This window comes from Mycobacterium sp. 1245805.9 (assembly GCF_001672915.1).
Taxonomy (GTDB): Bacteria; Actinomycetota; Actinomycetes; order Mycobacteriales; family Mycobacteriaceae; genus Mycobacterium.
Genome location: NZ_LZKR01000156.1, coordinates 22456 through 47461, shown reverse-complemented (window position 1 = coordinate 47461; position 25006 = coordinate 22456). Strand labels below are relative to the sequence as shown.

General features: G+C 67.7%; 26 protein-coding genes. 13 read left to right on the top strand and 13 right to left on the bottom strand.

The features are described 5' to 3' along the window. Nucleotides 1-125 precede the first annotated feature (125 nt). From A9X00_RS20985 to A9X00_RS20975, 3 genes are all read right to left on the bottom strand, one after another. The gene (locus A9X00_RS20985; protein ID WP_067157865.1) at nucleotides 126-1781 is read right to left on the bottom strand and encodes a PE-PPE domain-containing protein; all 1656 of its coding nucleotides are present in this window, start codon (nucleotides 1779-1781) and stop codon (nucleotides 126-128) included. A gap of 111 nt (nucleotides 1782-1892) precedes the next feature. Continuing rightward, nucleotides 1893-2717, bottom strand: a complete 825-nt coding sequence (locus tag A9X00_RS20980; RefSeq protein WP_067157862.1) for a tyrosine-protein phosphatase — start codon at nucleotides 2715-2717, stop codon at nucleotides 1893-1895. Then, entirely contained in the window at nucleotides 2710-3930 is a 1221-nt protein-coding gene (locus A9X00_RS20975) for an acyl-CoA dehydrogenase family protein (RefSeq protein ID WP_067158088.1), read from the bottom strand. The genes A9X00_RS20980 and A9X00_RS20975 overlap by 8 nt, the downstream gene beginning before the upstream one ends. A 139-nt stretch (nucleotides 3931-4069) precedes the next feature. Between A9X00_RS20975 and A9X00_RS20970 the strand changes: the two genes are divergently transcribed. The 4 genes from A9X00_RS20970 to A9X00_RS20955 are packed head-to-tail and all read left to right on the top strand — an operon-like array spanning nucleotide 4070 to nucleotide 7437. Then, nucleotides 4070-4531, top strand: coding sequence for a nuclear transport factor 2 family protein (locus A9X00_RS20970; protein WP_067158085.1), 462 nt, complete (start codon nucleotides 4070-4072; stop codon nucleotides 4529-4531). Between the two features lie 57 nt (nucleotides 4532-4588). Further along, nucleotides 4589-5689: a Re/Si-specific NAD(P)(+) transhydrogenase subunit alpha gene (locus tag A9X00_RS20965; RefSeq protein WP_067157860.1), complete on the top strand. Its 1101-nt coding sequence runs from the start codon at nucleotides 4589-4591 to the stop codon at nucleotides 5687-5689. Further along, nucleotides 5690-6016, top strand: a complete 327-nt coding sequence (locus A9X00_RS20960; RefSeq protein WP_067005120.1) for an NAD(P) transhydrogenase subunit alpha — start codon at nucleotides 5690-5692, stop codon at nucleotides 6014-6016. It begins immediately after the preceding gene. Continuing rightward, the gene (locus A9X00_RS20955; RefSeq protein WP_067157857.1) at nucleotides 6013-7437 is read left to right on the top strand and encodes an NAD(P)(+) transhydrogenase (Re/Si-specific) subunit beta; all 1425 of its coding nucleotides are present in this window, start codon (nucleotides 6013-6015) and stop codon (nucleotides 7435-7437) included. The genes A9X00_RS20960 and A9X00_RS20955 overlap by 4 nt, the downstream gene beginning before the upstream one ends. Here the strand turns inward: A9X00_RS20955 and A9X00_RS30870 are convergent. Further along, nucleotides 7434-7559, bottom strand: a complete 126-nt coding sequence (locus A9X00_RS30870) for a hypothetical protein (protein WP_108637325.1) — start codon at nucleotides 7557-7559, stop codon at nucleotides 7434-7436. The genes A9X00_RS20955 and A9X00_RS30870 overlap by 4 nt on opposite strands. 137 nt (nucleotides 7560-7696) lie before the next feature. On the opposite strand from A9X00_RS30870, the gene A9X00_RS20950 reads away from it, so the two are divergent. Further along, on the top strand, nucleotides 7697-8320 hold the full coding sequence (locus A9X00_RS20950) for a TetR/AcrR family transcriptional regulator (protein WP_067157854.1): 624 nt from the start codon (nucleotides 7697-7699) through the stop codon (nucleotides 8318-8320). Nucleotides 8321-8323: 3 nt separating this feature from the next. Here the strand turns inward: A9X00_RS20950 and A9X00_RS20945 are convergent, their stop codons facing one another. Both A9X00_RS20945 and A9X00_RS20940 read right to left on the bottom strand, forming a co-directional pair. Then, on the bottom strand, nucleotides 8324-9817 hold the full coding sequence (locus tag A9X00_RS20945; protein ID WP_067157852.1) for a PE-PPE domain-containing protein: 1494 nt from the start codon (nucleotides 9815-9817) through the stop codon (nucleotides 8324-8326). A 122-nt stretch (nucleotides 9818-9939) separates the two neighbouring features. After that, the gene (locus A9X00_RS20940; RefSeq protein ID WP_067158082.1) at nucleotides 9940-10836 is read right to left on the bottom strand and encodes an alpha/beta hydrolase; all 897 of its coding nucleotides are present in this window, start codon (nucleotides 10834-10836) and stop codon (nucleotides 9940-9942) included. A gap of 94 nt (nucleotides 10837-10930) precedes the next feature. Between A9X00_RS20940 and A9X00_RS20935 the strand changes: the two genes are divergently transcribed. Genes A9X00_RS20935 through A9X00_RS20920 form a run of 4 tightly spaced genes read left to right on the top strand, consistent with a single transcriptional unit; the run spans nucleotide 10931 to nucleotide 14532 of the window. Then, nucleotides 10931-12031 carry a diacylglycerol kinase gene (locus tag A9X00_RS20935; protein ID WP_067157849.1) on the top strand — a complete coding sequence of 367 codons (1101 nt, stop codon included), beginning with the start codon at nucleotides 10931-10933 and terminating at the stop codon, nucleotides 12029-12031. A gap of 18 nt (nucleotides 12032-12049) precedes the next feature. Beyond that, nucleotides 12050-12790 carry a glucose 1-dehydrogenase gene (locus tag A9X00_RS20930; protein WP_067157846.1) on the top strand — a complete coding sequence of 247 codons (741 nt, stop codon included), beginning with the start codon at nucleotides 12050-12052 and terminating at the stop codon, nucleotides 12788-12790. Between the two features lie 16 nt (nucleotides 12791-12806). Further along, nucleotides 12807-14147 carry an FAD-binding oxidoreductase gene (locus A9X00_RS20925; protein WP_067157844.1) on the top strand — a complete coding sequence of 447 codons (1341 nt, stop codon included), beginning with the start codon at nucleotides 12807-12809 and terminating at the stop codon, nucleotides 14145-14147. Between the two features lie 34 nt (nucleotides 14148-14181). Continuing rightward, complete coding sequence (locus A9X00_RS20920; protein ID WP_067157841.1) at nucleotides 14182-14532, top strand: hypothetical protein; 351 nt, start codon at nucleotides 14182-14184, stop codon at nucleotides 14530-14532. 82 nt (nucleotides 14533-14614) lie between these two features. Here the strand turns inward: A9X00_RS20920 and A9X00_RS20915 are convergent, their stop codons facing one another. Genes A9X00_RS20915 through A9X00_RS20900 form a run of 4 tightly spaced genes read right to left on the bottom strand, consistent with a single transcriptional unit; the run spans nucleotide 14615 to nucleotide 17380 of the window. Next, nucleotides 14615-15154 (bottom strand): TetR/AcrR family transcriptional regulator, encoded by a 540-nt coding sequence (locus A9X00_RS20915; protein WP_067157839.1) that lies wholly within the window; start codon nucleotides 15152-15154, stop codon nucleotides 14615-14617. Nucleotides 15155-15185: 31 nt separating this feature from the next. Next, the gene (locus A9X00_RS20910; RefSeq protein WP_067157836.1) at nucleotides 15186-16019 is read right to left on the bottom strand and encodes a thioesterase family protein; all 834 of its coding nucleotides are present in this window, start codon (nucleotides 16017-16019) and stop codon (nucleotides 15186-15188) included. Nucleotides 16020-16036: 17 nt separating this feature from the next. Next, complete coding sequence (locus A9X00_RS20905) at nucleotides 16037-16855, bottom strand: SMP-30/gluconolactonase/LRE family protein (RefSeq protein ID WP_067157833.1); 819 nt, start codon at nucleotides 16853-16855, stop codon at nucleotides 16037-16039. A 33-nt stretch (nucleotides 16856-16888) separates the two neighbouring features. After that, nucleotides 16889-17380, bottom strand: coding sequence for an SRPBCC family protein (locus A9X00_RS20900; RefSeq protein ID WP_067157830.1), 492 nt, complete (start codon nucleotides 17378-17380; stop codon nucleotides 16889-16891). Between the two features lie 96 nt (nucleotides 17381-17476). Between A9X00_RS20900 and A9X00_RS20895 the strand changes: the two genes are divergently transcribed. Genes A9X00_RS20895 through A9X00_RS20885 form a run of 3 tightly spaced genes read left to right on the top strand, consistent with a single transcriptional unit; the run spans nucleotide 17477 to nucleotide 20430 of the window. After that, a complete protein-coding gene (locus A9X00_RS20895) occupies nucleotides 17477-18358 on the top strand; it encodes an acyl-CoA thioesterase II (RefSeq protein WP_067157827.1) in 882 nt (293 codons plus the stop codon). A 5-nt stretch (nucleotides 18359-18363) separates the two neighbouring features. Beyond that, entirely contained in the window at nucleotides 18364-19278 is a 915-nt protein-coding gene (locus A9X00_RS20890) for an LLM class F420-dependent oxidoreductase (RefSeq protein ID WP_067157823.1), read from the top strand. Continuing rightward, on the top strand, nucleotides 19279-20430 hold the full coding sequence (locus A9X00_RS20885; protein WP_067157821.1) for an acyl-CoA dehydrogenase family protein: 1152 nt from the start codon (nucleotides 19279-19281) through the stop codon (nucleotides 20428-20430). A gap of 7 nt (nucleotides 20431-20437) precedes the next feature. Here the strand turns inward: A9X00_RS20885 and mdlC are convergent, their stop codons facing one another. After that, a complete protein-coding gene (mdlC, locus tag A9X00_RS20880) occupies nucleotides 20438-22039 on the bottom strand; it encodes a benzoylformate decarboxylase (RefSeq protein WP_067157818.1) in 1602 nt (533 codons plus the stop codon). A gap of 257 nt (nucleotides 22040-22296) precedes the next feature. On the opposite strand from mdlC, the gene A9X00_RS20875 reads away from it, so the two are divergent. After that, nucleotides 22297-23808, top strand: coding sequence for a LuxR family transcriptional regulator (locus A9X00_RS20875; RefSeq protein WP_067157804.1), 1512 nt, complete (start codon nucleotides 22297-22299; stop codon nucleotides 23806-23808). Here A9X00_RS20875 and A9X00_RS20870 read toward each other — a convergent pair. Further along, the gene (locus A9X00_RS20870; protein WP_067157801.1) at nucleotides 23805-24479 is read right to left on the bottom strand and encodes a DUF427 domain-containing protein; all 675 of its coding nucleotides are present in this window, start codon (nucleotides 24477-24479) and stop codon (nucleotides 23805-23807) included. The two genes, A9X00_RS20875 and A9X00_RS20870, sit on opposite strands and share 4 nt — an antisense overlap. After that, nucleotides 24476-24970, bottom strand: coding sequence for a helix-turn-helix domain-containing protein (locus tag A9X00_RS20865; protein ID WP_067157798.1), 495 nt, complete (start codon nucleotides 24968-24970; stop codon nucleotides 24476-24478). The genes A9X00_RS20870 and A9X00_RS20865 overlap by 4 nt, the downstream gene beginning before the upstream one ends. Between the last annotated feature and the right edge of the window lie 36 nt (nucleotides 24971-25006).

Sequence of the window (25006 nt, the reverse complement as noted above, 5' to 3'; positions counted from 1 at the left end):
CGACGCGACCAACCCGATGACCAGGCGCATCGCTGGAACCGGCACCCAGCTAGCTTAGGAGCGACAGCGCATTCTTGTTGGCGTTTTGCGCCGGCGTTTTTGGCCTTCCGCATTCATTGCGCGCGTTAGGGAATGAGGCTCTGAATGTCCTTGACGTTGCTCGCGAGCGCCGAAACGATAGTCAGCAATTCCACCCCGCCGGCCACCGTCCCCAGCCCGACGTCGGCGGCGATCGGATAACCGATCGCGTTGATGAGGTTGCCCTGCCCGAGCTGACTCAGGAAAAGCTCCGTGTCGTAGAAGGGCAGTTCGGTGGCGAGGGAGTAGCCGATGTCGACTGTCGGAAGCGCGACGGCGTAGTCGGTCGTGATGATCTTGTTGACGGTGTCGAAGACCCGTTGCGGCGACGGGAAGTTCGCCAGCGTCGTCGTCGGGTCCGGCGGCGAAGACGGCAGGGCGAACTGCGGCACGACGGTCGGCTGCGACGCGATCTGCTGCAGGTCGACCGAGAAGTCGTGGATGCCCTGCTGGGTCCCGGTCGCCAGCGCGTTGAACACGGTGGCGGGGTTGGCATCCGGGAACAAGCCGAACGGCGTCGGCACGTCCGCGGGGCTCGTCGAGTACCCGAGGGTGGGATCGGGACCGTAGCCCAAATTGACCAACACCTTCATGTCGGGTTGGATCAGGTCGACCAACGGCTTGCCGATGACCGGTATGGCATCCAGCGGCTTCAGCAGCGGCAGGTCAGCGGTGGGAATCATGTAATAAGTGGTGTTTCCGGTGTAGCCCGGAGACGTCGGCAATTGAATCGCGTTGTTGACCTGAGTCGGCGTGAGATCCAGATATGTAGTGTGCACGAACACGATTCCCGCGACCGCGTTCAGGTCGGAAACGATGTTGATCGGATACCGCGGGAAGTCGGCGAACCCGTCGTACTCCAGCGTGTAGTTCGCCACGTGGTAGGGCGTGTTGGCGTTCATAGCGGGATAGAAGTCGAGACCCAGGGCGGGCAGCGACAGGTTCGGGAACCGCGACAGCATGCCGCCGTTCGGGTTGACCTCGTTGCCGGTCAGCACGAAGTTGAGCATGTTGACGGGTGGAGGGTTCGCACCGAATAGAGAGGTGCCGTTGGCGAGGTTCTGCATCTCCAGCGAGGAGATGATGGCGCTCTGCGAAATGCCGAAAACCGTTACCGATTGCCCCTGATTGTGGATGGTGTCGTACAGCGTGTTGTCGAGGATCGTCACGCCCTCGGACACCGACTGATTCAGGGGCAGGCTCTTGACACCGGTCAGTGGGTACAACTGCTCGGGCGTGTACAGCGCTTCCAGGGTGGTCAGCGAACGGACGTAGAGGTTGTTGGCCCGGGTGACGAACGACGGCGACGGTATGGGTGTCCCGGTGCCGCCGATGAATATCGACACCAAGTTCGCCGGGAACGGGGGAATCGTGGCCGCGGGCACCGGCGCCGCGGGAGCTCCCAGGCCGAGGGTCGCGGCGACGGCGGCCTCCGCCTCGGCATAGGCGAACCCGGCCGACGCCAGCGTCTGCTGGAACTGACTGTGGTAGGCCTCCAGCCGCGCCACGACGGCCTGATACTCCTGGCCGAACGCGCCGAACACATCGGCGATGGCCGCCGACACCTCGTCGCCGGCGGCCGCCGCCAGACCCGACGTCGGGGCCGCCGCGGCGGCGGTGGCGGCGCTGAATGTCGAACCGATTCCTTCGATTTCCGCCGCGATCGACGCCATCATCTGCGGCTCGGCAATCACATACGTCATCGGCCCGAATCCTTCCCCGACAAAAGGCGCGACTCGACCGCTGCAGGCGGACCCCGTCAGCCTAGGGCGATCCCGCCATCCTGTCCGGCATTTGCGCCGACGGCGCCGGGCTCAGTCGAGCAGTTGACTGCGCAGACGGTCCAGATCGGACTCGGTGATGCCCGCGTCGCTCAGATAGCCGCCGAGCGAACCGAATTCGGCGTCGATGGTCTGGCGGGCGGCCGCCAGGTATTCCGGACGCACACCGAGGACGCCATCCGACAGCCGCGCTTCGGTGAAGGTCACCACCTCCGGCGTCAGTTCGGTGTCCCCGCGCTGCTCGATCATCTCGTAGATGTGCGCCCGAAGCTGGGGCACGGCGTCGTTGCTGCGCAGGAAGTCGGCGACGATGGCATCGCGATCGACGCCGATCGCTTCCAGCACCGTCGCGATCACGAAGCCGGTGCGGTCCTTGCCCGCGAAGCAGTGGGTGAGCACCGGGCGCCCGGCGGCCAGCAGGGTGACGACGCGGTGCAGCGCGCGCTGCGCCCCGTTGCGCGTCGGGAATTGGCGGTACTCGTCGGTCATGAAGCGCACGGCGGTCTCGTTCACCGACTCCTCGGAACCGTCGGATTCGCCCCGCAACAGCCGCTGGAACGCCTCCTCGTGCGGCGCCGCCGCTTCGGCTTCGGCGTCGGACAGGTCGGGAACCGGCAGCAGGTGGATCTCGACGGCGTCGGGCACCAGCCCCGGCCCGCGCCGGGCCACCTCGCGCGCCGCGCGCAGGTCGGCGACGTCGGTGATGCCCAGCCGGCGCAGTGTCGCCCGGCCGTCGTCGTCGAGGCGACTCAGCTCGCCGGACCGAAACACCCGCCCGGGCCGCAGCCCGTCGACACCGTCCGCTACGTCACGAAAGTTCCACGCGCCGGACAGTTCTCGCACGGCCGCCTCAGCCATGCCGAGTCACCGCCGCGGCGAGCGCGGATTGCTCCCCGCCGAGCTCGTAGCGCGCGATGGTGCGCATATGCACCTCGTCGGGTCCGTCGAAGATCCGCATCGCGCGATGCCACGCGTACATCCGGGCCAGCACGGTGTCGTCGCTGACGCCCGCGGCCCCGTGCACCTGGATGGCGCGGTCGATCACGTTGCAGGCCACCTGCGGGGCGACCGCCTTGATCTGCGAGACCAGCAGATGCGCGGCCTTGTTGCCGTGCTGGTCGATCGTCCACGCCGCCTTCTCGCACAGCAGGCGGGCCTGGTCAATCTCGTTGCGGGACTTGGCAATTGCCTCACGCACCACGCACTGCTCGGCCAGCGGACGGCCGAACGCCACCCGGTTGCGCGCGCGGTCGGCCATCAGGGCCAGCGCGCGTTCGGCTCCGCCCAGCGCGCGCATGCAGTGGTGGATGCGGCCCGGCCCCAGCCGCGCCTGGGCGATTGCGAAGCCCGCGCCCTCTTCGCCGAGCAGGTTGGTGACCGGCACCCGGACGTTGTCGTAGCTGATCTCGCAGTGCCCGGGCTGGTCCTGGTAGCCGAAGACCGTCGTCGAGCGGATCACCGTCACGCCGGGCGTATCGATCGGCACCAGCACCATCGACTGCTGTTGGTGGCTGGCCGCGTCGGGGTTGGTGCGGCCCATCACGATGAGGATCTTGCAGCGCGGGTCGGCCGCCCCGGACGTCCACCACTTGCGCCCGTTGATGACGTAGTCGCCACCGTCGCGCTCGATCGACGTCTCGATGTTGCGGGCGTCGCTGCTGGCGACCGCGGGCTCGGTCATCGAGAAGGCGCTGCGAATCTCCCCGGCCAGCAAGGGCTCCAGCCACTGCTTGCGCTGCTCCTCGGTGGCGAACAGGTGCAGGGTCTCCATGTTGCCGGTGTCGGGCGCCGCGCAGTTCAGCGACTCGGGCGCGATCTCGAGGCTCCAGCCGGTCAGCTCGGCCAGCGGGGCGTACTCCAGGTTGGTCAGCCCCGACTCGGCCGGCAGGAACAGGTTCCACAGGCCCTGCTGTTTGGCCTGGGTCTTCAGTTCCTCGATGACCGGCGGAACCGTGTGGTCATTGGGGCCGGCCTCGTGACGGTATTTGTCGTATTCGGCCTCGGCCGGGAAGACGTACTCGATCATGAAGTCGGACAATCGCTTGTGGTAATCGCTGGCTTTGGCCGACATCGCGAAGTCCATGACCGTCACGATAGGACACGTGCTGGGGCACCAAATTTCAGGGCATCAGACCGTCGAGCCTGTAAATCTGCAGAGAAAGTACGAGTAGAGGCCTGCGGATTTACAGGCTCGGCGCACGATGAAAGTCATGACAGACGCCAAGCCCCCGTTCCCGCCATTCACCCGCGAGACGGCCCTGCAGAAAGTTCAGGCGGCCGAGGACGCCTGGAACACCCGCGATCCCGAGAAGGTGAGCCTGGCGTACACGCCCGACTCGCAGTGGCGAAACCGCGACGAGCACGTCGTCGGCCGCGCCGAGATCGTGGCGTTCTTGACCCGCAAGTGGGAGCGCGAACTCGACTACTCGCTGCGCAAGAGCCTGTGGGACTTCCACGACAACCGCATCGCCGTGCGGTTCCAGTACGAGTGCCACGACCACACGGGCCAGTGGTACCGCAGCTACGGCAACGAGCTGTGGGAGTTCAGCCCGTCGGGACTGATGGCGCGCCGCGAGGCCAGCATCAACGACGTGCCGATCGAGGAGTCGGAGCGCCGCTACTTCGGGCCCCGCCCGGCCTCGGAGCACGGGCAGGATATCCCGCTTTGGTGACGGCCGATAGGGTGTCTCCGGCAAGCCGAAGACGTAAGGGAAGTAGATGTACGCGCCATGACAGATGCGCAGACCAACACGCTCAAGGTGGGGGTGGTCGCCGAGTCGGGGACCGACGAGCGGCGCGTCGCGCTGGTGCCGAAGGCGGTCGCGTCGCTGGTCAGTAGCGGTTTGGCGGTGGTCGTCGAGTCCGGTGCGGGCGAGGGCGCGCTGCTGCCCGACGCGCTCTACACCGAGGCGGGGGCCAGCATCGGGGACGCCTGGGCGGCCGACGTCGTCGTCAAGGTCGCGCCGCCGACGGCCGACGAGGTCGGCCGGCTGCACAGCGGCCAGACGCTGATCGGGTTCCTGGCGCCGCGCAACGCCGACAACGCGATCGGTGCGCTCAAGCAGGCCGGCGTGCAGGCGTTCGCTCTGGAGGCGATCCCGCGCATCTCGCGCGCCCAGGTGATGGACGCCCTGTCGTCGCAGGCCAACGTGGCCGGGTACAAGGCCGTCCTGCTGGCGGCCTCGGAATCGACCCGGTTCTTCCCGATGCTGACCACCGCGGCGGGAACCGTGAAGCCCGCGACGGTGCTGGTGCTCGGCGTCGGGGTCGCCGGCCTGCAGGCGCTCGCGACGGCCAAGCGGCTGGGCGCGCGCACCACCGGCTACGACGTCCGTCCGGAGGTGGCCGACCAGGTGCGCTCGGTGGGGGCGCAGTGGCTGGACGTCGGCATCGATGCCGCCGGTGAGGGCGGATACGCCCGCGAGCTGACCGACGAGGAGCGCGCCCAGCAGCAGAAGGCGCTGGAAGACGCGATCGCCGGGTTCGACGTGGTGATCACCACCGCGCTGGTGCCGGGCCGCCCGGCGCCGCGACTGGTCACCGCGGCGGCGGTGGAGGCGATGAAGCCCGGCAGCGTGATCGTCGACCTCGCCGGTGAGACCGGCGGCAACTGCGAGCTGACCGAGCCGGGGCGCACCGTCGTCAAGCACGACGTCACCATCGCGTCGCCGCTGAACCTGCCCGCGACCATGCCGGAGCACGCCAGCGAGCTGTACAGCAAGAACATCACGGCGCTGCTGGACCTGCTGATCAAGGACGGGAAGTTGGCGCCGGACTTCGACGACGAGGTCATCGCGGACTCGTGTGTGACCCGCGGGGAGGACTCCTAGATGTACGACGAGCTGTTGGCCAACCTGGCGATCCTGGTGCTGTCCGGGTTCGTCGGGTTCGCGGTGATCTCCAAGGTGCCCAACACGCTGCACACGCCGCTGATGTCGGGCACCAACGCGATCCACGGGATCGTGGTGCTCGGCGCGCTGGTGGTGTTCGGGGAGGTCGAGCACCCGTCGCTCGCGGTGCAGATCATCCTGTTCGTCGCGGTGGTGTTCGGCACGCTCAACGTCATCGGCGGCTTCATCGTCACCGACCGGATGCTGGGCATGTTCAAGGGCAAGAAGAAGCCAGTGCCCGCCAAAGTTGACGAGGCCGCCAAATGAACTACCTGGTGACCGTCCTCTACATCATCTCGTTCTCGCTGTTCATCTACGGCTTGATGGGCCTGACCGGGCCCAAGACCGCCGTGCGCGGCAACCTGATCGCCGCGGTGGGCATGGCCCTGGCCGTGACGGCGACGCTGATCAAGATCCGCCACACCGACCAGTGGGTGCTGATCATCCTCGGGCTCGTCGTGGGTGTCGTGCTCGGCGTCCCGCCGGCCCGCTACACCAAGATGACCGCCATGCCGCAGCTGGTGGCGTTCTTCAACGGCGTCGGCGGCGGCACCGTCGCGCTCATCGCGCTCTCGGAATTCATTGAGACCAAAGGCTTTTCGGCGTTCCAGCACGGCGAGTCGCCGACCGTGCACATCGTGGTCGCGTCGTTGTTCGCCGCGATCATCGGGTCGATCTCGTTCTGGGGCTCGATCATCGCCTTCGGCAAGCTGCAGGAGATTATCTCCGGATCACCGATCGGTTTCGGGAAGGCCCAGCAACCGATCAACCTGCTGCTGCTGGCCGCCGCGGTCGCCGCCGCGGTGGTCATCGGCCTGGGCGCGCATCCCGGCACCGGTGGGGTGGCGCTGTGGTGGATGATCGGCCTGCTGGCCGCCGCCGGGGTGCTCGGCCTGATGGTCGTGCTGCCCATCGGTGGCGCCGACATGCCGGTGGTCATCTCCCTGCTCAACGCGATGACGGGGCTGTCGGCTGCCGCGGCCGGTCTGGCGCTGAACAACACCGCGATGATCGTCGCGGGCATGATCGTCGGCGCGTCCGGCTCGATCCTGACCAACCTGATGGCCAAGGCCATGAACCGCTCCATTCCGGCCATCGTCGCGGGCGGTTTCGGCGGCGGCGGGGTGGCGCCCAGCGGTGAGGGCGGCGGCGACAAGCATGTCAAGGCGACGTCGGCCGCCGACGCGGCCATCCAGATGGCCTACGCCAACCAGGTGATCGTGGTGCCGGGCTACGGCCTGGCCGTCGCGCAGGCCCAGCACGCCGTCAAGGACATGGCCTCGCTGCTCGAGGACAAGGGTGTCGCGGTGAAGTACGCGATCCACCCGGTCGCCGGGCGCATGCCCGGGCACATGAACGTGCTGCTGGCCGAGGCCGAGGTGGACTACGACGCCATGAAGGACATGGACGACATCAACGACGAGTTCGCGCGCACCGACGTCGCGATCGTCATCGGCGCCAACGATGTCACCAACCCGGCGGCCCGCAACGAACAGTCGAGCCCGATCTACGGCATGCCGATCCTCAACGTGGACAAGGCGAAGTCGGTGATCGTGCTGAAGCGGTCGATGAACTCGGGATTCGCGGGTATCGACAACCCGCTGTTCTATGCCGACGGCACGACGATGTTGTTCGGGGACGCGAAGAAGTCGGTGACCGAGGTCGCCGAGGAGCTGAAGGCGCTCTAGACGGGCGGGTAGGCCGGCGGCGGGTATCCGTTGCCATCGACGACCCCGCGCAGACCCCACGGCACGTACTTGAAGAAGAACTCGATCTCGTCGCTCATGTCATAGTCCGGACTCGGATCCATGTCCCCACCTCTCGACTCGCGACCAGTTCGACACACCATCGTAGTCGCAGAGGCGGCGGTGCGACAGGCGGCGCTGGCCTTAAACTGTCCAACCAGTTGATTGATAGCAGTGAACGATAGAGAGCACTCAGAGACAGATGCCATCCGAGAACGGGCTCACCCGCCGCGAGGAGTTGCTGGCCGTCGCGACCAAACTGTTCGCCGCGCGCGGTTATCACGGCACCCGGATGGACGATGTCGCCGACGTGATCGGGCTGAACAAGGCGACCGTGTACCACTACTACGCCAGCAAGTCGCTGATCCTGTTCGACATCTACCGCCAGGCCGCCGAGGGCACCCTGGCCGCCGTGCACGACGACCCGTCATTGACGGCACGCGAGGCGCTCTATCAGTACACGGTGCGCCTGTTGACGGGGATCGCGGCCAATCCGGAGCGCGCCGCCGTTTACTTCCAGGAGCAGCCCTACATCACCGAGTGGTTCACCTCCGAGCAGGTCGCCGAGGTCCGCGAGAAGGAGGCCCAGGTCTACGAGCACGTGCACGGGCTCATCGACCGCGGCATTGCCAGCGGCGAGTTCTTCGAGTGCGACTCGCACGTGGTGGCGCTGGGCTACATCGGGATGACGCTGAACAGCTATCGCTGGCTTCGCCCGAGTGGGCGGCGCAGCGCCAAGGAGATCGCCGCGGAGTTCAGCACGGCGCTGCTGCGGGGCCTGATCCGCGACGAGTCGGTCAGGCAGAAGTCCCCGCTGGGCCCGTAGCCGTCAGCCGAAATTGGGCGGCGGGATCAGATGAAGCACGTTGCCGGTCGCCCCACTCAACAGGGACAGCAGCGTCGTGCTGGACTGGCCGAACGAGACGTTCAGGCCGGGGTTGATGGACGGGACCCACGGGTAGGTGTCCGGGAAGTACGACGGCGACAGCAGTCCGGCCTCCACCCCGATCTCGACCACCGCGCCGTAGGGGCCCTGCACCGCGCCCAGTGCGAGGTCGGGGATGACCACGAACGGGTTCGGTAGGTCGAACAATCCGGCCGGGGTCGGAATGTTCGCGTAGTTGGCGCCGGGTCCGTAGTCGCCGTAGCCCAGGTCGACGAGCACCCGCAGGTCGGGCTGGAAGATGTCGGCGATCGGTGGGCCCGCATAGGGAATGGCGCGGATCGGCTCCAGCAGCGGCAGGTTCTGGGTCATGAACATGTAGTACTTCGTGCTGCCGGTGTAGTCGGGTGAGGTCGGCAGCTGGACGGCGGTGCCGACCTGGGTGGCCGTCAGGTCGGGGTAGGAGCCGTGGACGAAGAAGTAGCCCATGAACGCGTTGAGGTCCGAGACGAGGTTGAGCGGGTATTGCGGGGCGTTGGCGATGCCGTCGTATTGGTACGTGTAAATCGAGGTCGGGTACGGCGAATTTGGCGGGGTCGCGCCGTTGAAGGCCACGTCCAGGAACGGGATGTAGAAGCCGGGGAAGCGCTCGAGGATGCCCCCCACGGGGTTGTTGGGATCGCCGATCAGCACGAAGTTCAAGTGCCCCTGATAGGGGGAGCCGGCCGCCATCAGGTTCCTGATTTCGTTGGTGGCGATCGTCGCGCTCTGTGAATAGCCGAACACGACGGCGCTGTTGTTCGGGTTGCTGAGCGTCGAAGTGATCGCGTTGTTCAGCAACGTGACGCCCTTGGCGACGGACTGCCCGAACGTCATGTTCCCGAGGTTCGGCGTCACCGGCCAGAACTGCTCGGGCGTGAAGACGGGTATCGGCGGAGATGTCACGCCAGGAAAGTTCGGCTGTATGTACGCCTTGAAGACACTGTTGAGATAGAACGGGTCGGGATCCGGATTGTTGGTGCCGCCCATGATCAACGCGAACAGCGGGTCCCCCGGAGCCAGTTGCACCACGGACAGCGGGACGCCACCGGTGGACGCGCCGCCGCCGATCCCCGTCTGGCCGAACAGTGTGTTCGAGACCCCGGAGACGACGGCCGCGTTGGTCGCCTCGGCTTGCGCGTAGGCGGCGGCCGCCGCCGCCAATGCCTGGGTGAATTGGCTGTGAAAACCCGCGGCCTGCGCGAGGAGCGCCTGGTATTCCGTGCCGTACGCACCGAATAGCTTCGCGATGGCGGCCGACACCTCGTCCTCGGCCGCCGCCAGCAAACCGGTCGTGGGTGCCGCGGCATTGCCGCCGGCCGCGTTGATCGCCGAACCAATGCTTTGCACATGGGCGGCCGTTGAAGCCAAGGTCTCAGGGACAGTAATTAAATCGGACATCTCCCCGTCCTTTCCCCACGGACCACATCCCGGCCCAACGGGACTTATCCGCAACCGTGGGTATTAGGTATTGACCGAGGGTAAATCTGTCCCGCCAGTAAGTTTGGCGTTTTGCGCAAGTTCTAAGCGTTCACACGTTTCAGGTGCCTGTCGAGAAACGCGAGCTGATCCGCGACGACGCGCTCGAAGGCGTCGCCGACATAGATCTCGAAATGCCCCTCTTGATACATCCGAACCTCCCCGCGCGGCGCCTTCGCCGCATAGCGCAGCGTCGGCACCGGCGGAGCCACCGAGTCGGCCTCGCAGACGCAGAACAGGATGGGGCAGGCGACCTTCGCGGCCAGCCGGCCGGGGCGGTAGGCGGCGACCTTCAACGCGAACCGGGCGGCGACCTCGTTGGGCACGGTCTGGCCCTCGGGGACCAGCCGCATATAGCCGGGATACACGTCGGGCGCGTTCATCAAGGCAACCTCACCCGGCTGGCCCGCCGCGGGAACCATCACCGGCGACCTGCCGAGCCGGGCCGCGATGAGGTCCCGCGCGGCCAGGACGCCGATCCGGCCGAAGATCATCGGGCTCAGCGTGCGCGCCGACGCGATGCCGTCGGTAAACGGGCATTGGGCCACGGCGGCCTTGATGCCCGGCACCCGGGCCGCCGTCGCGATGACGTGTCCGCCGCCAAAAGAGGTGCCCCACACGCCGATTCGATCGTGATCGACGCCGTCGAGAGTGTGGGCGTGGGCGACCGCCGCCGCCCAGTCCGCGAGCTGCATGCCGATGTCGAGCAGCTGTCGCGGCCGGCCTTCGCTGTCGCCGAAGTTGCGGTAGTCGAACACCAGGCAGGCGTAACCTGCGGCGCTGAATCGTTCGGCACAAGCGTCCAGCCTCATGGTCCGCACCGCGCCCAGGCCGTGCGCCATCACCAGCAGCGGCGCGGCGCCACCGCCCTCCGGCCGGTAGAGCCACGCACTGATCCAGTCGGCACCGGACCTGAATTGGACGTCCTCACGTTGCGCCATGAGCGTTTCCATTCTGCCCCGGCGCCGTAGGCGCCGCAGAAGTTGTGGACTACTGTCTAGAAACGTTTCGAGCGTTCGAGGGACGGAGACTCTCATGGCCATCCGCGTCGCGCATGTCGGTACCGGAAATGTCGGAGGGCTTGCCCTGGCCGAGCTGATCACCAACCCCCAGTTCGAACTGACGGGCGTGTGCGTGTCGACGCCGGAGAAGGTGGGCAAGGACGCCGGACAACTGTGCGGCGTCGGCCTGGACGCCGGCGCCGTCACGGGCGTCGCCGCCGTTTCGGACCTCGACGCCATCCTGGCCGCCAAGCCCGAGTGCGTCGTCTATTGCGCCATGGGCGATACCCGGCTGCCCGACGCGATGGCCGACGTCATGCGCATCCTGGCCGCGGGCGTCAACGTTGTCGGATCCTCACCCGGATTGCTGCAGTACCCCTGGGGCGTCATGCCCGACAAATACATCGCCCGGGTGGAAGATGCTGCCCGGCAAGGAAATTCGAGCATCTTCATCAGCGGCGTGGACCCGGGATTCGCCAACGACCTGATCCCGTTCGCGCTGGCCGGGACCTGCCAGCGCATCGAACAGGTGCGCTGCATGGAGATTCACGACTACGCCAGCTACAACGGCGTCGAGGTGATGGACTACATGGGGTTCGCCAAACCCCTGGACGAAATTCCGATGCTGCTGCAACCGGGCATCCTCAGCATCGCGTGGGGGACGGCGATCCGTCAGCTGGCGGCCGGACTCGGCATCGAGGTCGACGAGATCACCGAGTCCTACCAGCGTGAGCCGGCACCCGAGGACTTCGACATCGCTGTGGGGCACGTCGCCAAGGGGACGCTGGCCGTGCTGCAGTTCGAGATCCGCGGCATGGTCGACGGCCACCCCGCCATCGTCATCGAGCACGTCACCCGGCTGCGGCCCGACCTCCGCCCCGACCTGCCGCAGCCCGCCGCGGGCGACGGCTCGTATCGCGTCGAGATCACCGGCGAGCCGTCCTACGCGGTCGACATCATTCCGAGCAGCCGCAAGGGCGACCACAACCACGCCGCGATCGCGGGTGCCGCCGGCCGCATCGTCAACGCGATCCCGGCGGTGATCGCGGCGCCGCCGGGCATCCGGACGACGCTGGATCTGCCGCTGGTGACCGGTAAGGGCCTTTATGCGCCAAAAGACTTGGTAGTTCAGTAAATTCGAAAGGACTGGTTAATGGGACGGGTTGACGACAAGGTAGCGCTGATCAGTGGCGCCGCCGGCGGCATGGGCGCCGAAGATGCGCGGCTGCTCGTCGAGGAAGGCGCCAAGGTGGTTATCGGCGACATCCTGGACGACCAGGGCAAGGCACTCGCTGACGAGCTCGGCGACTCCGCGCGCTACGTGCACCTCGACGTCACCCAGCCCGACCAGTGGGACGCCGCCGTCGCGACCGCCGTCGGCGAGTTCGGCAAGCTGAACGTGCTGGTCAACAACGCGGGCACGGTCGCGCTGGGGCCGTTGAAGGATTTCAGGCTGGACAAGTGGCAGAAGGTGATCGACGTCAACCTGACCGGCACCTTCCTGGGCATGCGGGCGGCCGTCGAGCCGATGACCGAGGCCGGGGGTGGCTCCATCATCAACGTGTCGTCGATCGAGGGCCTGCGCGGCGCGCCCATGGTGCACCCGTACGTCGCGTCCAAGTGGGGCGTGCGCGGGCTGGCCAAGTCGGCGGCGTTGGAGTTGGCGCCGTTGAACATCCGGGTGAATTCGATCCACCCCGGTTTCATCCGCACACCGATGACCGCGCACCTGCCGGAAGACATGGTCACCATCCCGCTGGGCCGTCCGGGTCAAGTCCGCGAGGTCGCAACGTTCGTGCTGTTCCTGGCGAGCGACGAGTCGTCGTACGCCACCGGCAGCGAATTCGTCATGGACGGCGGGCTGATAACCGACGTGAACCACAAAGAGTTCTAGGTGCTATAACCGCGGGATGCTGCGCAGTTTGGCTGACGTTGTCGGGTCCACGCACGTTGTCACCGACGTAGACGTGCTGGCCGGCCGCAGCGTCGATCACACCGGGCGCTACCGGGGGCGGGCCAGCGCGCTGGTGCGGCCGGGCACGGCCGAGGAGGTCGCCGAGGTGCTGCGGGTGTGCCGCGACGCGGGCGCGCACGTGACGGTGCAGGGCGGACGCACCTCGCTGGTGGCCGGGACCGTCCCCGAGCACGACGACGTGTTGCTTTCCACCGAACGGCTTGGCGCGCTCGGCGAGGTGGACACCGTCGAGCGGCGCCTCTCGGCCGGCGCCGGGGCCGCCCTGGCCGTCGTCCAAAACGCCGCTGCCGCAGCCGGTTTGGTGTTCGGTGTGGATCTGGCCGCCCGGGACACCGCCACCGTCGGCGGCATGGCCTCGACGAACGCCGGCGGCCTGCGCACCGTCCGCTACGGCAACATGGGCGAGCAGGTCCTCGGCCTGCAGGTGGCGCTGCCCGACGGTTCACTGATGCGCCGCCACAGCGAGGTGCGCCGCGACAACACGGGGTACGACCTGCCGGCGCTGTTCGTCGGTGCCGAGGGCACCCTCGGCGTGATCACCGCGCTGGATCTGCGGTTGCACCCGACGCCGGCGCATCGGGTGACGGCGGTCTGCGGCTTCGCCGAACTCGAGGCGCTGGTCGATGCCGGCCGCACGTTTCGGGACGTGGACGGGATCGCGGCGCTGGAGCTGATCGACGGCCGGGCCGCGGCGCTGACCGCCGAACACCTCGGCGTCGGTGCGCCCGTGCAGGGCGACTGGCTGCTGCTGGTGGAGCTGGCCGCCGACCACGACCAGACGGAGCGGCTCGCCGACCTGCTCGAGGGCGCGCGCCTGGCCAGTGAGCCCGCCGTCGGCGTGGATGTCGCTGCGCAGCAACGGTTGTGGCGCGTGCGGGAGTCGCTCGCCGACGTGCTAGGCGTGTACGGGCCGCCGCTGAAGTTCGACGTGTCGGTGCCGCTGTCGACCGTCGGTGAATTCGCCGGGGAGGCGGTCGATTTGGTCGCGGTCCATGCGCCCGACGCGCTGCCCGTGCTGTTCGGCCACATCGGCGAGGGCAACCTGCACCTCAACGTGCTGCGTTGCCCGCCGGAACGCGAGCAGGCGCTGTATGCGCCGATGATGGATCTCATCGCGCGGTGCGGGGGCAACGTCAGCTCCGAGCACGGCGTCGGCACTCGCAAGCGGCCGTACCTGGGCATGTCGCGCGAGCCCGCCGACATCGCCGCGATGCGGGCGGTCAAGGCCGCGCTGGATCCGACCGGCTACCTGAACGCGGCTGTGCTGTTCGACTGATCCTTATCACGCCGTCTGACATACGCTGGCGTTCATGGCATTCGGAATCTTCGACGCGCCCATTGCCGGAATCATCAACAATGTCTTTGATGCCTTGATCGACGCACCCGTCGTGGGGCCACTGGTACGGCGCGGGTTGATCAAAATTCGCTATGTCGGCAGGCGTACGGGTAGGACGATCCAGACCCCGGTCGGGTACCGCCGCACCGGCGACGGCATCGTCATCAACGTCATGTCGCCCGACAGCAAGACGTGGTGGCGAAACTTCCTCGGCGAGGGCGGGCCGATCACACTGCTGAACTTCGACGGCGCCGACCGCACCGGGCACGCGCTCGCCAGCCGCGACGAGAAGGGCCGCGTCAAGGTCGTGGTGCGGCTCGACTGATCCTCTCGTCCGCGAGGGTGCGCAGTTGTACGGGTAATACAGCGTGTCGCCGTACAAACACGCGCGCTCGCGGGGGATGTGATCAGGAGCCGCCCTTGATCCCGACGGCGTGGCGCAGTTGCTCCAGGAACTGATCGGCGTCGTCGCTTCGCACGATGTAGTGCGAGATCGCGATCCGGATGACGGTCGCGGCGCGCACCGCCGCGTTGGGCCCGGAGAGGTGTCGTTGCAGGCCGTCGCGCATCTGCGGGATGACGCGGCCGAACTGGGCGATGGTGTGCTCGGGTTCGACGTCGACCATCCGCACTCCGGAGTACGAATGCTGGTACTCGACGATGAAGCGCAGCACGGCGTCGAGCTTGTCGGCTCCCTTCAGCCCTGCGGTGGCCCGGATCAGGCCGCTCTCGAAGCTCTGCCGCTCGTATTGCGAAAACGCCGACAGCAGTTCCTCTTTGGAGGCGAACCAGCGGTACAGCGTGGGCCGCGAGACGCCCGCCTGGGCGGCCACCTCGGACAGGCTGAGCTTGGTCTTGCCGTTGCGGCCCAGCACCTCGGCGGTGGCGTCGAGGATGCGCTGACGCGTCGAGGTGTCGATGTCCGCGGCGGGGGCCGGGTGGCTCATAACTGAAACCTTACGAAGTATCGCGAGTGTGTCACTGTTTTTTCGCTTCCCGGCCAGGGCGCCCTCGCACCAGCACGCATTGTTGAATGGCGCCGACCGCGCCCCCCTCGTCGAAGAGTGTCCCCACCGTCGTCCCGATACCGTCCGGCCCGTAGCTGGTCTCCGCGCGAATGCCGATCCAATCCCCGTCGGGGACCCGGAACACGTGCACCGCGAGGTCGGTGTTGAGGAACGTCCACTTGGTGATGTCCAGCTTGCTGCCGATGCCGTTGGCGCAGTCGGCCACCGCGAACAGCCGCTCGAGCGGGGTCATGGCCTCACCCTTGACGAGGTCGACGGTCGGCTTGATCCAGGATTCGCCGGGGCCCTCGCTCAGCGGTTCGGTCAGCCACAGCCAGTCCAGGCTGTGCACGTAGTTGCGATCCCAGTCCCTCGCCTTGAGGTTGCGATCGCGGGCCTCGGCCCGCGGCCGGGGCAGCGGAGTCGCGGCGTGGGCCACCGCGTGGGTGTCCAGCTGTTGCAGCCGCCAGCCGCTGGCGCGCGCCACCGGCCGGGGTTCCCCGTCGGGCCCGGGTGCCAGCATCTCGGCGGTGACGAGCTCGATTTGTTTGCCGCCCCGCTGCATCTGCGAGCTGACCCACAGGTCGCCCTCGGCCGGCACCCCGCCCAGCAGGTCGATGACGACCCGGCCGAGCCGGGTGTCGTCGCGCTGGTCGCAGCGTTCCAGCGCCCGGACCAACAGCGCCGACACGGGGCCGCCGTGCTGGATGGCGGCCGACCAGGTGCCGCGCGCCAGATCGGTCGCCGCGAACTTCTCGCCCCGCGGGTCGGCGTCATCGATCAGCTCGTAATAGGAGTCGGTCATCGTCTGCCTTCCGGGTGTCAGGGTAGGCCCGCGCCGGGGGCGTCGACCGTTACCGCGTCCACCTGGGAGAGCCGGGTGCCGATCAGTCGCTGCGGATAGGCGTCGGTGCTCGACAGCAGGAACAGCGTGCGGCGCGCGGGACCGCCGAACGCGCACGCGATCGCCACCCGCTCGCCCATGTCGATGCGGTCGGTCACGGCGCCGCCCTCGGTGATCCGCTCGAACTGGTGCGCCAGCGTCATGGACGCCCACACCCCGCCCTCGGCGTCCAGCGCGATGCCGTCGGGCGGGCCGTCGAGGCCGTCGGCGAAGATCCGGCGGTCGTTCAGCCCGCCGTCGTCGCCGATGGTGAACGCGGTCAGCCGCCGGCCCGTCGATTCGGCGACGATCAGCGTCTTTCGGTCCGGCGTGATCACCATGCCGTTGGGAAAGTCGAGGTCTTCGGCGACGACACTGGGTTCGTCGTCGGTGTCGAGGCGGATGATCGCGCCGCCGGAGAACGCCTGGCATCCGATGTAGGCGCGCCCGGCGTCGTCGACGACCATGTCGCCCAGGTTGACCGGCGTCAGGGGGGCCAGGTCGGCGACGGCCTCGACGGTTTCGCCGTCGTAGCGCAACACCTGCCGGTCCTCGGTCGAGGCGATCAGCAGGGACCCGTCGGGCCGAAACCCAAGGCCCGACGGGGAGCGCCCGGGCAGCGCCACCGTGGTCACCGAGCCCCGCAGGTCGACGGTGTGCACGGCCTCGCCCAGCATGTCGGAGAACCACAGCAGCCCTTCGAACCAGCGTGGGCCCTCACCGAAGCAGAACCCCTTGGCCAACGGCTCCGGGATCATCCGCTCACGCCTTTACAAAACACCGGAAAAGTGTCACGTACGACGTGCTTCGGTGTCAATCTCGCCCAGCTCGCGCGCCACGGCCGCGTGGTAGGCGTCGATCCGCGCCGGGTTGGCCTGCTGGAAGAGCGCGTCGGGCAAGGGCGCGTGCTTGGACGCCTCGATCGTCATGGTCCGGGCGAACAGCGTGACGTCCTGGCCCGGCCTGGTGAACCGGTACGTGACGGTGATCCGGCCCTCCATCCCGCCCTCGCCCCGGCGGTCGTGCCCGAGCCGACCCACCGAGTTGAACACGAACAGCGTGGGCCGGTCGGCGATGGCCAGCTGCCAGCTGAAGATGCGGTCGCCGTCGGGGCCGGCCTCCTCCCAGGTGTCACCGACCTTCAGCGGAAGCTCCGGCAACTTGCCGATGTGCGCGCTGCCGGGATAGGTCTTCGTCCAGTTGGCCGGATTGGTGACGAAGTCGTACACCGCCTCGGCGGAATGGGTGAAGGCGGTCTCCGAGGTGCTCGTCACGATTCCCAATTGTCTTGCCTCCCTGCGTCAGTTAGCCAAGCTTTACAAATCCTACGCAAAGTGTCACGCTGAGCCCTGAGTTGAGAGCGCGGAGGTGGACCGGATTTGACCACAGAATCTGAGCAGACCGAGTGGACGGTGCAGGGTCTGCTGGACCTGTTCGACGTGCAGGCCGACGGGCCGGATCGCTTCACCGGCGACACCGGGATCGCCGTCGGCGACGAGCGGCAGGTCGTGGAGGGCACCCAGGTGCTCGCCCAGGCGATCGTCGCGGTGGCCAAACGATTCCCCGACAAGTCGGTGCGCTCGGCGCACGCGGTGTTCTCCCGCGCCGTGACGGTCGGCCCGCCGATTGAACTCGTCCTCGACGTCGTGGCCGAAGGCCGGTCCACCGCCACCGCCGTCGTAGCCGTGCACCAGAACGGCCGGCGCTGCCTGAGCATCACCGTGCTGGCCGACGTCCCGACCGGCGACGTCATCCGCCACCACCTGCCCCGCCCCGACGTGGCCCCGCCCGCGGACGCCAATCACTCGCCGATGCCGATGATCGGGCGCGAGCTGCGCCTCGTCGACGTCGTCGACGTCAACAGCCCCGACGAGGTCGGGCCGCCCGAGCTGTACGCGTGGCTGCACTACGACCCGATCCCGACCCGGGACGACCTCGCCAAGGCCCTCGTCGCCTACTTCACCGGGCACCTGGGCATCTCCACGACCATGCGGGCGCACCCGGGCATCGGCACCAGCCAGGCGCACCTCACCGTGTCCACCGCGCCGATGAGCATCTCGGTCGCGTTCCACGAACCCGTGCGCTGGGCGGGGTGGCTGCTCTACACCCACGAGAGCACCCAGGTCGGCGCGGGGATGTCGTACGTGCGCGGCACGGTACACAGCGAGGAGGGTGAGCTGCTGGCCTCCTTCGCCCAGGAGGCGCTGATCCGTCCGTTGCGCACCAGCGACACGTCGATCGATTCCCGCGCACGATTCTGACCGCCATGCGCTTCACCATCACCCACCCGATGCACAGCCATCCGTACAACCCGGAGCTGGTCAGCGGCGAAGGCATCGGCAAGGTGGCCGCGGCCACCGAGGCGGCCGGCATGCATGGCTTCGGCTTCACCGACCACCCCGCGCCGTCGCAGCGCTGGCTGGAGGCCGGGGGTCACGACGCGTTGGATCCCTTTGTCGCATTGGGTTTCGCGGCGGCCAGGACGACGACGCTGCGCCTGATTCCCAACATCGTGGTGCTGCCGTACCGAAACCCGTTCGTGGTGGCCAAGTCCGGCGCCACGCTCGACCTGCTCTCGGGTGGCCGCTTCACGCTCGCGGTCGGCGTCGGCTATCTGAAACGGGAATTCGCGGCGCTGGGCGTGAGCTACGACGAGCGCGCCGAGCTGTTCGACGAGGCGCTGCAGGTGATCCGGGCGATCTGGACCGACGACGATATCTCGTTCGAGGGAAGGCATTTCAGCGCGCGCGGCATCACCGCGCACCCCAGGCCGGTCGCCTGTCCGCCGATCTGGGTCGGCGGCAACACCACCACCGCCCGCCAGCGCGTCGCCCAGTACGGCGACGGCTGGTGCCCGTTTCCCGCCCCGCCGCAGTTGGCCCAGACCGCCGGGACCGCGGTCATCGACTCGGTCGAGCGCCTCACCGAGGGCATTGACGACCTGCGGCGCCGTTGTGATGCGGCGGGCAGGGACTGGTCGGCGATCGACATCACCTTCAGCAACTTCGAGGGCGGCAGCCCCGCGACCGACGACTTCAACGCGGACGCCTACCTCGGCGGCCTGGAAAAGCTTGCGGCCGTGGGCGTCACGTGGGTCGGCGTCCACCTGCCGGGCGACAGCATCGCGCACGCGATCGAGACCCTCGATCGGTTCCGCACGCTCGTGATCGACGCGATGTAAATGGACTTCTCAGCCGTCGAGCTCAGCGCCGAGGACCAGGAGTTCCTTGAGGAAACCCGGGCCTTCATCGCCAAGCACGTCACTGACGAAGTGCTGCGGCGCCAGCGCGAGTTCGGGGAAAACTTCGACGAGCAGGTGCATCTGGCGCTGGGCGAAGCCGGCTACCTGGCGTCGGACTGGCGGCAGGAGTCCGAGGGCGGATTTAGCCCGGTTCGCCGGCGCATCTTTCACCTCGAGATCGCCCGGGCGCACACGCCCTGGTATCACTGGGGGACCACGTCCGTCGTCGCGCGGCTGGTGCAGCAGTTCGGCGCGGCGGAGCTCACCGACAAGGTCCTGCCCGGCGTGCTGTCCGGCGAGATCCGGCTGTGCCTGGGCTACACCGAGCCCGAGGGCGGCTCCGACGTCGCCACCTGCAAGACCCGCGCGGTACGGGACGGGGATGCGTGGATCATTAACGGCTCCAAGATGTTCACCTCGAACGGGCAGAACGCCCGCTATGTCTTCCTGCTGACCAACACCGACCCGCAGGCACCGAAACACAAGAACCTCACCATGTTTCTCGTGCCGCTCGATACGCCGGGCATCGAGATTCAGGCCCTCCGCACCCTGGACGGCGACCGCACCAACATCGTCTACTACAGCGACGTGCGCGTCGATGACCTGTACCGCATCGGCGAGGTCAACGCCGGCTGGACGGTGATGCGCTCGGCGCTGGACTCCGAGCACGGCATGGTCGACCCGGAAGACCATGGCCTGCAATACGTTGCGGCGATGTCGGCGCACGGCGACATCATGGCCGAGGTTGTCGACACGGTCGCGGCGCTCGTTGCGGAGGTGGACGACGAGTCGGTGAAGTACCGGCTCGGGCGGGCCGTCGCGCGCATGGAGGCGGCGCTGTCCGCGCCCGGGATGTTCGGGCGCGTCGCGATCGCGCAGACCATGCGCGACATCTCCCCGGATCTGATGGACATCCTGGGCCCGGCCTCCGCGCTGCCCGCCGATGCCCATGGCGCCGCGAGCGACGGTGCGACGGAACACCTTTACCGGCTCGCGCTGCCGCTCGGCATCTACGGCGGCACCCTCGAGGTGTTCCGCAACATGATCGCCCAGCACTCCCTGAAGCTCGGGCGTCCTAGCTACGGCGGCTAGCACAGGCCTACGCCCGGACTGGAGTGGTCCGGGCGTTGATAAGGGTGGGCCGACGGCGATCGGCGATGCCGGCCCGCACCATCTCGACAATGTCGTCGGTCGTTTGGGCTTCGTGCGCGTCGACACCGTAGCTGGCCGCGGTGGCCACGACATCCAGCCCCGGCAGGTCAAGGCCGGGAACGGCGGGGGTCTTCTCCCACACACCGAATTCTTTGACCACTCCGTATTCGCCGTTCGAGGCAACAACGATGGTGACCGGTATCTCGTACTGGGCCGCGGTCCACAATGCGGTAATCGCGTAATGCATTGAGCCGTCGCCCATCAGAGCGACGACCGGGCGATCCGGGGCCGCCAATTGCGCCCCGACTGCAGCGGGCAGCCCGTAACCGAGGCCGCCCCCGGCCGCCGACAGGTGCGACAACGGGCGGCCGGGCCGGATGCTGTTCGTGATCGCGACCTCATTGCTACCTGCTTCGCTGACCCACAGCGTCTCCGCGGGTGCGGCCACGCCGACCGCCGTCCAAAGCGCCTCGGGCTCCAAGGGAGCTTGCGCTTGTCGCAGGTCCGGAATCGCTGCGCGCGGGGCGGGGGCACCCCGCTTGGTCGACTTCGCCGCGGCGAGAAGTGCCTGGGCAGCGCTGGCCAGGTCGGCGACGATGGCGTCGCCGACGGGGGCGCGGGCGGCTTCGTCGGGATCATTGGTGATCTGGACCAAGGTCGCGCCTTCGGGCAGGTACGGGCCGGGAACCCGCGGGTAGTACCGAAATACCGGGGCACCGATCACCAACAAGAAATCATGTCCGGCAAGCATGCGTGAGATCCAACCGGCGCCGGGCGGCAGTATGCCCTGATACAGCGCGTGGTCCTCCGGGAAGCCGCTCCATCCGGTCAGCGGTGCCGTCCACACCGGCGATTGTGTGCGCTCGGCCAATCCGACTACCGCCTCCCACGCGCCGTAGCGCTCGACGTCACCACCGACGATCAACGCCGGTGATCGCGCGACGTCCAACCGCGTAACGAGCTGCTCGGCGACTTCGGCGGAGAACCCCGACACGGAGGTGACCGAACGGTCTCGGATGGTGGCGACGTCACCCGCCTGCGCTTCGTCGAGCTCGATTGGCATGTCGTCCATCGGAAGCGAAACGAACACCGGGCCCGTCGGCGGCGTAGTCGCCAGGTGGATGGCGCGAGCCAATACGGCAGGAGCCTCGCTGGCGAGGGCGGGTTCGGCCGCCCATTTCACGAATGGCTTCGGGACCGAGGTGGGTTCGATGTTGGTCAGCAGGCAGTATTGATTTTGCATCGTCCGGCGCTGATTCCCCGCCGTGACGATCAAAGGCGTTTTGTTGACGAACGCGTTGTACAGCTGTCCCTGGGCATTCCCCATCCCCGGGGCGGTGTGGAGATTGACCAGCGCCGGCCGGCCGGTAACTTGCGCGTATGCGTCGGCCATACCGACGGGCACCATCTCTTGGAGTCCCAGCAGATAGCGGAAATCGTTTGGGAAGTCTTGCAGCAGAGCCAATTCCGAAGAGCCCGGGTTTCCAAACCAGGTCGTCAAATTGTGCGCGCGGAGCAGATCGAGAATCGCGGTGCGGACGGTGGTCATGGCAACTCATTCCTTCCCATCAGGCCGATGCCCGCAGGCGATGCCTCACCTCGATGGTGACTTGGCGTGGTGGCCGCTGAATCCTCAACACCTGGTAGTCGAGTGCGGTTGACGGCCATGGCGCCGTGAAGTTCCGTCGCACCAAATCGGACCCGCGCATGGGGGATGTCCAGCCGATACACTTCCCACGTGATTTACGCCCGGAACTGGGGCGGGCGCGAAGTCATCGATTGCGGCCTCGTCAGCGCACCCAGCGGATGCGGCAGCGCGCGGTCATCGCCACCTTGGCAAGCGCACCGATGAACCCTGCTCAGCACGCGCCAGTGATAGAGCAGGCCGAGGCCTTACCTTCCGTGTTGCGCGGCGAGATGATGTTCACCTGCAAGTTCGGCAGCGACGCAGCCGCGGCCTTGCTTGAGCTGGCCAACGCCTATACGGCGCGCGATATCCGGTTGGCGCGCGAGCTGTATCTGGAAGCGCTCTCGACGGTCCTTTTCGCCGGCCGCCTGGCCGGGGCTCGCGGTGTTCTGGAAGTGGCGGTGGCCGGCGCGGCCGCGCCCCGCCCGGAGGAACCCGCCCGCCCAACCGATGTCATGTTGGATGGATTGACGGCCGTCGTCCTCGATGGCGCTGGGGGAGTGAGGCTGGTCCGACGGGCCGTAGACGCGTTCTGTCGCATGGACGAAACACGCCACCACGACGGGACGCGATGGCTCTGGCTTGCCTGCCACGCCGCAATCATCGCCTGGGACCATCGGGCGTGGCAGCTGCTCCCGGCTCGGCAGGTCGCTCTGGCCCGGGAGGCAGGCGATGAGCGTGCGCTGGCCGTCGCGCTGCAGTCGCATGCGGCGGCGCTCGTTTGGACCGGTGACTTCGCGACGGCTCGGCGGTTGATCGCCGAGGCGGACTCGGTCGCCGGCTCGACGGCGACGATGATGTTTCCCTACGCCGCGCTTCCTCTTGCGGCGTGGCGGGGCGACCAGGCCGAGGCCCGGCGGCTAATGCGCGCCGGCAGGCACTATGCGGTTGCGCGGGGCGAGGGGATGGGCTTGGCCTCGATTGAGTTGGCAACGGCGGTGTTGTGCAATGGGCTCGGACGGTATGAGGACGCCTTCGCCGCGGCCCGAGAGGGCAGCGAGCATCCCCAGGAGCTGTGGGCGAACTTCCTGCTGCCGGAGTTGATAGAGGCGGCAACGCGTTGTGGGCAGGCGAACGTCGCGAACCGGGCCCTGCACATGCTGACCGAAAGTGCCCATGCAGCCGATACCGACTGGGCGCTAGGGGCTTTGGCGTGCTCGAGGGCGCTCGCCAGTGGTGACGCGGCCGCCGAAGGTCTCTACCGCGAGGGAGTCGAGCGGCTGGACCGCACGAACCTTCGTCCGGCCGCCGCCCGTGCGCGACTCGTCTACGGGGAATGGCTGCGCCGGGAGCGACGCCCACTCGATGCCCGCGCGCAGCTGCGACCGTCCTACGAGATGTTCGCCGCCATCGGTATGGAAGCCTTTCGGGAGCGGGCTCGGCTGGAGCTGGAGGCGACCGGTGAGCGTGTGCGCGAAAGGCATTCCCCGGCAGACTCTTCGGGGCTGACGCCGAGGGAAGTTCAGGTCGCCGCATTGGCGGCGCGGGGAGCCACGAACGCCGAGATCGGCGCGCAGTTGTACATCAGCTCGAATACCGTCGCGTACCACCTGCGCAAGGTGTTCACCAAACTGGGAGTCACCGCGAGACGTCAACTGGGGCGGGCGCTGAAAGACGAGTCGGGCGATTAGGGGCGGTGGCTGAGCGGCAGCTCGGCGACGACATCGGCGCGCGCGGCGTCGAAGCTGAAAAAGCTCTTGATGGGCAGGCTTTCGGGCGGCGGGTCCTCGTAGCTCCACGCGACGTCGTCGATCGGGCCCGCCGACCAGTACGTCGCGAAGCCCTTGTAGTTGCAGTAGCTCGACGTCTCGGATCGCCGCAGCAGATCGGTGCGCACGTGTTTGGGGTCGACGTAAAGGCGAGGCTCGAGCGCGGTCTCGAACAGGATCACCGTGTCGTCCGTGTCCACCAGCGTCGTGCCGTCGACCGTGACGCGCAGGCGGCGCGTCGTCGGGCGGCAGTCCACCCGGTGATACGGATTCGGCGGGTAGTGCACCAGCCTGCGCCCCTCCTCCAGCCAGGTGTCGACCGCGTCCCAGGGCACCTGGACGAAGCCCGGCGCCTCGGGCTCCGGCTCGTTCGGCAGGTCGCCGACAGCTTGGGCCGGAAACGCGTAGCTGAGCGGGCGGCCCGGCCGATGCACCATCAGGGCCTTTTCGGTGTCGATCACCGCGCGTCCGTTGACGAACGCCTGCACGCGCCGGGGGTGTGGCTCGACGTAGACGACGCCGGCGGGGATCGGCGCAGAGAACCTCCCGGCCGGATCTGTGCTCAGCGGACCACGTCCGGCGACCAGACTCATGGTGCGAGGCTAGACCGCGCGCCGGCGGTGCGCCGTATCTGAATGTCCGCCGACCGCTTCCCGGGCGCCTCGGCGTCGGTGGTGACGTGCACCCGCACTGCTCGGCCGGTGTCGGCGTCGACGAACGACAGGGGCGCCGGGCCGTCCTGCAGATAGGCGTCGCCCCACTGCACGAGGGACATGAACACGGGCAGCAAGTCCTCGCCGGCCTCGGTCAACCGGTACTCGTCGCGGGCGCGGCTTCCCGGTTCCCGATAGGGGACGCGAGAAACGATCCCCGCCGCCTCGAGCTGTTTGAGCGCCCGCGACGCCGCCGGTGCCGACGTTCCGATCCGCTCCACGAAGTCCTCGAAGCGCGTTGTGCCGAAGAACAATTCGCGAACGACCTGGAAGGCGGTCTTGGTGCTGAGCAACTCGAGAACCTTCGACATCGAACAGGCCTCGCCGATCGACCACCGCTGCCGGTCTTGCAGTCGCTTCTCGAACTCCATCGGAAATCCCCTTGACTAACGCTTGCGTTATCCAGC